The sequence below is a fragment of the Kamptonema formosum PCC 10802 genome (assembly GCF_000332335.1).
Taxonomy (GTDB): Bacteria; Cyanobacteriota; Cyanobacteriia; order Cyanobacteriales; family Oscillatoriaceae; genus Oscillatoria.
On the sequence record NZ_KB235949.1, the window covers coordinates 751,664 to 758,896 of the forward strand.

General features: G+C 56.7%; 4 protein-coding genes. All 4 read left to right on the forward strand.

Annotation, left to right across the window (positions count from 1 at the left end):
• Positions 1 to 421 precede the first annotated feature (421 nt).
• Positions 422 to 589 carry a hypothetical protein gene (locus tag OSC10802_RS51940; protein ID WP_017721196.1) on the forward strand — a complete coding sequence of 56 codons (168 nt, stop codon included), beginning with the start codon at positions 422 to 424 and terminating at the stop codon, positions 587 to 589.
• Positions 590 to 1,045: 456 nt separating this feature from the next.
• Entirely contained in the window at positions 1,046 to 1,483 is a 438-nt protein-coding gene (locus tag OSC10802_RS51945) for a hypothetical protein (RefSeq protein WP_155969041.1), read from the forward strand.
• Positions 1,484 to 1,838: 355 nt separating this feature from the next.
• Positions 1,839 to 5,063, forward strand: a complete 3,225-nt coding sequence (locus OSC10802_RS0133850; protein ID WP_082218463.1) for a hybrid sensor histidine kinase/response regulator — start codon at positions 1,839 to 1,841, stop codon at positions 5,061 to 5,063.
• An 89-nt stretch (positions 5,064 to 5,152) separates the two neighbouring features.
• Positions 5,153 to 6,424, forward strand: a complete 1,272-nt coding sequence (gene cheB, locus OSC10802_RS0133855; protein WP_017721199.1) for a chemotaxis-specific protein-glutamate methyltransferase CheB — start codon at positions 5,153 to 5,155, stop codon at positions 6,422 to 6,424.
• Positions 6,425 to 7,233 lie beyond the last annotated feature (809 nt).

Sequence of the window (7,233 nt, forward strand, 5' to 3'; positions counted from 1 at the left end):
GGCCCGCCGATTGCCGGTAATGGCGGGTTTACCTAAAATGTCTCTGCGAAGGAGCACCGTCCGGGTGCGCTACGCTATATAGCAGCAGTCATATTGGTTAGAACAATAGAAGCTTCGGGAGCTCTGGAGCAAGGAGCCGAATGACTTCCTGATGCTTACTGCTATATAGACGTAGGGCAGGCGTCCCGCCCCCCCTGAAGGTCTAATGTTCTAACCTAAGTGCATACTGCTATAAAGTCTGTTTGGTGATAGGCGATATTTATGAGTAACGCCCACCGGCAGCCGGACTAAATTCATGCTTTTTATTGATTCTATTATTTAATTTGTCAGGCTGTCTGGGCTTGCGACAACAACCTTTCTTTGAGAAATTATGCAGTTATAAAATAGCGGTGCGGATGGCGGAAACCGGCACGGGACAGAAATGGCCAAAACTGTGTGGGACGAGCCCGTCGCGCTGCTGCTGGCGCAGCTGCTGCGAAACACGCTCTCCGTGGGTGGACAGCGACCCCTCGACTGGCAGGGTGCCTTTCCCAGGGGGGAAAGCTACAATTGGTCAGGAAGCATCTACTCCGATCTCGGGATTTCATAAATTTAGGTAGGGGGTTAACGTCTGCCCGCCGTAGCGCGAAGATGGGAACTGTAGGGGTAAGTTCACCAGAGAGGTTTCCCACACAGCTTCCTGAACAGAAAAACAGCGGTGCCCTTTGGGCGAGAGGGGGAGAATGTCTCGATTTGACAGACTTACCGGCTTTCAGGTCAGATCCCCTTTAACAAAATTTTATAAAACTCGGTAAAACTCAACAAAAATTAAAGTTTACCTAAATCAATTAACCCGGATGTCTGAAACTGTTATGTTTGGATCGGAGCCGCCTAAACGGGATACCAAGCGTGTGGGGGCTGGTGAAAAAGAAAGACTGGCGTGCGGACTTTTCTGTTGTGCTGCCGGGCAGAACTGGGTTATAGCAAATCTCCTCCTGTAGGGGCAGACCCCCGTGCCTGCCCACTTTGGCTCTCGTGCGTCTGCATCTGGTGTTTGCGCTGCCAAATGCAGCCGGTACGCTTGCTCTGGAGCCAACTGGCTCTCGTCTGTCCGCTTTGGCTCGCCTGCGACGCTTCTCGCCCCGGGCGCGTTCCGCAGCGGCAAGGGGTTTGCTGGCATTCCGGCGCAAGTTTCGATAGCCTTCGGCGGCGCGTAGCGCATCGTATCAGGTGCCTGCAGGCGGCGACTGGCAAGGAGACTGCTTTGGAGCCGGCGGCTAAAATGCCGGTGGCGGAAACGCCCCTTACGGGAGAAGCCATCCGGGCGAAACCGGCGCATCATGGAATCTCCGCTCGCACCGATTTTGCCAGACTAGGGCTACTGGGCAGCCGGCACAGGCCATTGGGCATTGAGCGGGCTCGCATTTCAGCCCCACAAAGGAGGAGATCGCGGGACTCGCCGCACAGCGATATCACCGGAGAGAATAAGCTGTTGCGCATTTAATTTTTGCTATCCATTTCTATCCCGCGTTCCCAGCTCAAGCTGGGAACGCGCCTCGGTCGGCTCTGCCCCCTTTCTAAAATAAGCATATTATAGCAGCAGTCATATTGGTTAGAACAATAGAAGCTTCGGGAGCTCTGGAGCAAGGGAGGCCGGAATGTAGGTTTCCTAAATGCTTACTGCTATATAGACGTAGGGCAGGCGTCCCGCCCCCCAAAAGGTCTAATGTTCTAACCTAAGTGCATACTGCTATAAAAGAGTAACAGCTTATCATATCCCCTAAAAAATTCAGGACATCTAAATTCAGGACATCTAAATTCAGGATATCGTGCGCCACCCCCTACAGGAGCTGCCAATCATGATCATAGAAGACGAAGAACTCCGGATTACCTTCAAAGTTGCAAGCGAAGAACACTTGCAGAAACTGGATGACGGGCTGCTGCATTTAGAGAGACACCCCGACGATCTAGGGTGTTTAGACGAATTGATGCGGGAAGCTCACAGTCTCAAAGGAGATGCCAATATGCTGGGCGTCAAAGATATTGGCACCCTAGCCCATCAATTGGAACACATTTTAGGCACCTTAAAGCGAGGCGAGACTGAGCTGGCGCAGGAGTTAAGCGACCGCTTGTCTCAGGGGCTAGATGCCATCCGCAAACTCGTCAGTGAAGCAGTCACCGGCGCTCCTGCCGGAGTCAACACTTTTTACGCCCTCGCCCATCTTATGGGAGCTGAGGTTAAAGCGCAAGCGCCGCCCAAGCTGCTGGAAGTTGCTGAAAGCCTGCAAGCGCCCCCAGAGCCGGTAGCCGAAGCAAAAGCTCAAGACTGTTCCCACAGACCAGTCTCCAGCTGGCAGCCGCAAACCCCACTCAAAAGTGAGGGCAAACAGACGCAGAGTGCGGGACGGCGGAAGGAGGCTTCTAGCGCCGCGCGCCCCGCCGGCACCGAACCCGCACTCAGCCACCAAAATTGCGCAAATCTGACGAATGGCGGTAAGAATTCCCCTCGCTATATCCAAGACGACGAGCTGCGGGAAACTTTCAAAATTGCCTGTGAGGAGCATTTGCAAAAACTCGACGGCGGATTGCTGCACCTGGAGAAATCCCCCAGCGACTCCGCCAAAATCGAAGAATTGCTGCGGGTTTCGCACAGCATCAAAGGCGACGCCGGCATGCTGGGAGTCTCAGATGTGAGCACCCTAGCGCACCAAATGGAGAACATTTTAAATGGCGTCACCCGGGGCGAAATCACCCTAAGGCCGGCGATTTGCGACTGCTTGTCTGCAGGGTTGCGCGCCATCCGCCTGCTGGTTCGCGAAGCGGTCACAGGCGAGGAAACCGGCCTCACGCTTGCCGACGCCCTGGCCCTGATGTCGCCCGCCGATCGGACGCCAGAGGTGGCTGGCCCACCGGCACCGCTAGAGGAGCCTGTGGCAGAGGCAACCGAGGTTGATTCCCCCTACCCGATTGTGGCAGGGGGAGACCCGGCGGGATACTTGCCACCGGCAGTGGCAGGGGCGGATTTGCCCGAGATGTTTCCCTCGCTTCCGGAACCGAATCAGCCGCAGCGCCCAGTGGCTGCTCCCAAAGGCGCTCTTGCTGCGGGTTCGCCCGACGCATTTCCGGCGCAGCCGGGGGGAGTGACTTTCCGGCCCCTAGCCGGTGCGCCAGAGGGGGCACTGCAACAGGGCAATCGCAGCTTGCACCGGCATAGCCAGCTCGTAAACGCCAGCCCCAAACCGAACAGCCCAGTCCTGCCGGCGGCCAGAGAGGCCGGTGCCGGCGACGGTGCCGCCATCAAAGCCGGCACCGACGGCTACCGCATTGAGACGATTCGCGTCGAAACCCGAAATCTGGACAGCTTGATGACCCAAGCCGGCGAACTCACTGTTACCAAAATTCGCATCGCGCACAGACTAGCAGAAATTGAGGAAATTGTCAACCTCTGGGAGGAGTGGAGCCGCGATACCTTTGTCAATCGCTTTGCCTTCGAGGAAATCGGGCGGGGGAATCGAGAGGGGGCGGTAGGGGCACCGCTGGCTAACCTGGTACAGAACTTGCACCACCGCGCCGAAGATCGGCTGGAGCGGCTCGGGGCGATCGTCAACCGGCTCAGGGGTGCGGTTTACGAAGACACCGCCAGACTGGAAGTGGTCGCCGATGAATTAGAGGAGGGAATTCGCACCCTGCGCCTGCTGCCCCTGTCCACGATTTTTAATTTGTTTCCCCGCATGGTGCGGGATCTGGCCAGACAGGAAGGCAAACAAGTGCAGCTGCTTGTGGAAGGGGGGGAAACTAGGGCGGACAAGCGCATCCTCGAAGAGATGAAAGACCCCCTGACGCACATGATTCGCAACGCCATCGATCACGGCATCGAAACACCGGCAGAGCGTCTGGCTGCCGGCAAGCCGCCGGTGGCCACGATTCGCCTGCGGGGCTACCAAACAGCCGCGAATATTATTCTTGAAGTCACCGATGACGGGCGCGGTTTGGATATCGAGAGTATTAAGCGGACAGCGCTCAAGCGCGGTATCTGTCGGGAAGAAGAGTTCGCCGCCATGAGTGAGAGTCAAATTCAGTCCCTGATCTTCGCTCCCGGCTTCTCCACCCGCACCTTTGTTACCGAAGTCTCGGGGCGCGGAGTGGGGCTGGATGTGGTGCGCACCAATGTCGAGCACCTCAAAGGCACGATCCAAGTGGAATCGGCACGGGGGCGGGGATGCACGCTGCGCTTGCAGCTGGGCGCGACCTTGGCTACGGCGCACGTGCTGCTGGTGGCCGTCAGTGGCCAGCCCTTGGCCCTGCCGGTGGAGTTCGTGCAAATGGCAAAACTGGTGCATCCAGAGGAGATTTTTACGATTGAAGGTCGGGAAACGATTGTCCTCGACAGCCAGCCGGTTTCGGTGGTGCGGCTGGCCGATTTGCTGGAATTGCCGGCTGCTGTGAATACTCTGCCGGTGTTATCTGCGGCGTCGCCTTGTATTATCCTGAAAGTGGGAGAAGAACGTCTGGGACTGCTCGTAGAGGCGCTGCTCGACGAGCAGGATGTCGTGCTCAAACCGCAGAGTAAGTTGCTCAAAAGGGTGCGGAATGTTGCCGGGGCAACGATTCTGGGAACCGGCGAAGTCTGCATGGTTTTAAATCCCCAGGATTTGATCAAGTCTGTGCTGCGGCACGCTTTACCTGTGGCTCCCGTGAAAGGGGTTGAGCGGGCAAAAAGAAAACAAGTGATTCTGCTGGTGGAAGACTCGATTGCCACTCGCACCCAAGAAAAGCGCATTCTGGAAAGCGCGGGGTACGAAGTGGTGACTGCAGTAGACGGATTGGATGGCTTCAATAAACTGAAGACTCGATCCTTTGATGCGGTGGTGTCTGACATCCAAATGCCTAATTTGGATGGCTTGGGGCTGACTGCTAAGATTCGCCAGCTGAAGGAATACAGGGAATTGCCGATCATTCTGGTTACATCTCTGGCCTCAGATGAGGACAAGCGAAGAGGAGCGGAAGCCGGTGCCAACGCTTACATTACTAAAAGCTCGTTCAACCAAGACGTACTCCTAGAAACTCTCAGAAGACTGGTCTAAGAAAGTATGAAGTGTGAGGGATGAAGTGTGAGATCAACTTCACACTTCATCGAAGCTCAGCCCAATACCGTTCACCCTTCATCCTTCTTATGCATCGTCCCCCGATTCGCGTTTTGCTGGTAGAGGACTCGCTGGTGGCCACAACGATCCTCAAACGAATGCTCGCCTCATGCCCCGACATCGTGGTGGTGGGGACGGCTCGCACCGGCACCGAGGGATTGGCGCTCATTCCTGCGCTCCAGCCTCAGGTGATCTGCACCGACTTGCACATGCCCCAAATGGACGGGCTGGAATTCACTCAGGAGGTGATGGCCAACTGCCCGCGCCCGATTCTGGTAATCAGCTCTTCGGTGCAGGAAGAAGATACCCAAAATGTGTTTCGGCTGCTGCAAGCCGGGGCGGTGGACGTGTTCCCCAAACCCCGGGGCGCAATTGGCAGCAATTACGAGTCTGTCCGCCTAGAACTGATCAATAAAATTAAGATCCTCAGCGGCGTGGCTGTTTTTACCCTGCGCCGCAAGTACCCCAAGGCTGATGCGCCCTCCGCCCGATTGCCGGCTGCCCCCAAAGCAGCCCGCACGGAACGGCAAGCTGTTGAGCTTGACCGCAAGGTCCCTCCCCGGCGCGAGCCAGGGAACGAGAGTGGGGTAACAGTGCTGCGCGGGGCGGCTGCGGGAAGCCGCCCCAGCAGCGCCCCCGGCTCACCCCCACCGCCCCCTGCCCCAAAGCCCGCAACCAGCCCCTTCTGTCTGCCATTTGCAGACAAAAATTTGGCTCGCTCCCAGGACCCATTGAAGAAGGTGCTGGCAATTGGGGCATCAACCGGCGGTCCGCAAGCCCTGCACGCGATTCTCACTCAGCTGCCGGAGAATTTCCCCCTGCCGGTGATTTGTGTGCAGCACATCAGTGAGGGCTTTTTGCAGGGATTGGTGGATTGGCTGGCGTCGGAGTGCCAGCTGCCGGTGAGAATTGCCCCCGCCTATGAGTGCCCAAAGCCGGGAACGGTCTATTTCCCGCCAGAAGGGCGTCATTTAGAATTGGATGCCGGAGGCCGGTTTATCTATTCTGCAGCGCCACCGGTATCGGGACATCGCCCTTCTGTGAGCGTCACTTTTAACTCTGTGGCCAGTTTCTATGGCAAGGGGGCGGCAGGCGTCCTGCTGACCGGCATGGGGCGAGATGGCGCAGACGGCTTGCTGGCCATTGCTAAGGCCGGCGGCTTGACCGTCGCTCAGGATGAGGCGAGCTGCGTTGTGTTTGGTATGCCTAAAGAAGCTATCGCCCTCGGTGCCGCCCGGCATGTCCTGCCGGTGAGCGAAATTGCCTCCCTGCTGCTCAATCAATTGAAAGTTGGGGCATAGGGCATGGGGCATTGGGCATGGGGCATTGGGCATGGGGTGTTGACAAATGTGCCGGCTACTTTGTCTACCATTGGTAGACAGGATTGACAAATATGCCGGCTACTTTGTGTACCAATGGTATACATTTCTTATTTTCCCTCCAATCCGAGGGATAGGAAGTATAGACGTAGGGCAGGCGTCTCGCCTGCCCTCAATATCTCTGGGACAGGCGCGACGCCTGTCCTACGTCCGTGCCCTAAGTGGCTACTGCTATAATGCTGCTTTTCCTGTGAAAGGAGGCAGAGCCGTAGGGGCGGGTACCCGTGCCATTGGTGTCAAATTAAGCTCCTGGCGATTGAAAGAGACTGTTGGCGAATTAATGGGGGGTTAGACCTACAGTTAGTTCGCTGGCGATTAGCCAGGTTCCTGGCGATTGAAAGATGTTGTTGGCGAATGCGTGAGGGGTTAGACCTCTGGCTAGTTTGCCAGGTTCCTGGCGATTGAAAGATGTTGTTGGCGAATGCGTGAGGGGTTAGACCTACAGCTAGTTCCTAGGCGATTAGCCAGGTTCCTGGCGATTGAAATCGCGGCTATACAGACGAAGCCCGCCTTCGCGGGCTAAGAGTGGAGCGAGACTCTCACAATCTGCGCAGTTTTTCCTCCTGCAAGCTTGAGCTGGGAACGAGGAAATTTGGGGGTGGGGTCTTACCCTACATCAATTCGCCAACAGCATCTTGAAATCGCGGCTATACAGACGAAGCCCGCCTACCCTGCGGGAAGGGCTTCGCCCAACGCGGGCTAAGAGTAGAGCGAGACTCTCAAAATGTGCG

Bases quoted from the DNA above. Each gene is read 5' to 3' on its own strand.
- OSC10802_RS51940 (WP_017721196.1), top strand. From the start codon at position 422: ATGGCCAAAACTGTGTGGGACGAGCCCGTCGCGCTGCTGCTGGCGCAG.
- OSC10802_RS51945 (WP_155969041.1), top strand. From the start codon at position 1,046: ATGCAGCCGGTACGCTTGCTCTGGAGCCAACTGGCTCTCGTCTGTCCG.
- OSC10802_RS0133850 (WP_082218463.1), top strand. From the start codon at position 1,839: ATGATCATAGAAGACGAAGAACTCCGGATTACCTTCAAAGTTGCAAGC.
- cheB (WP_017721199.1), top strand. From the start codon at position 5,153: ATGCATCGTCCCCCGATTCGCGTTTTGCTGGTAGAGGACTCGCTGGTG.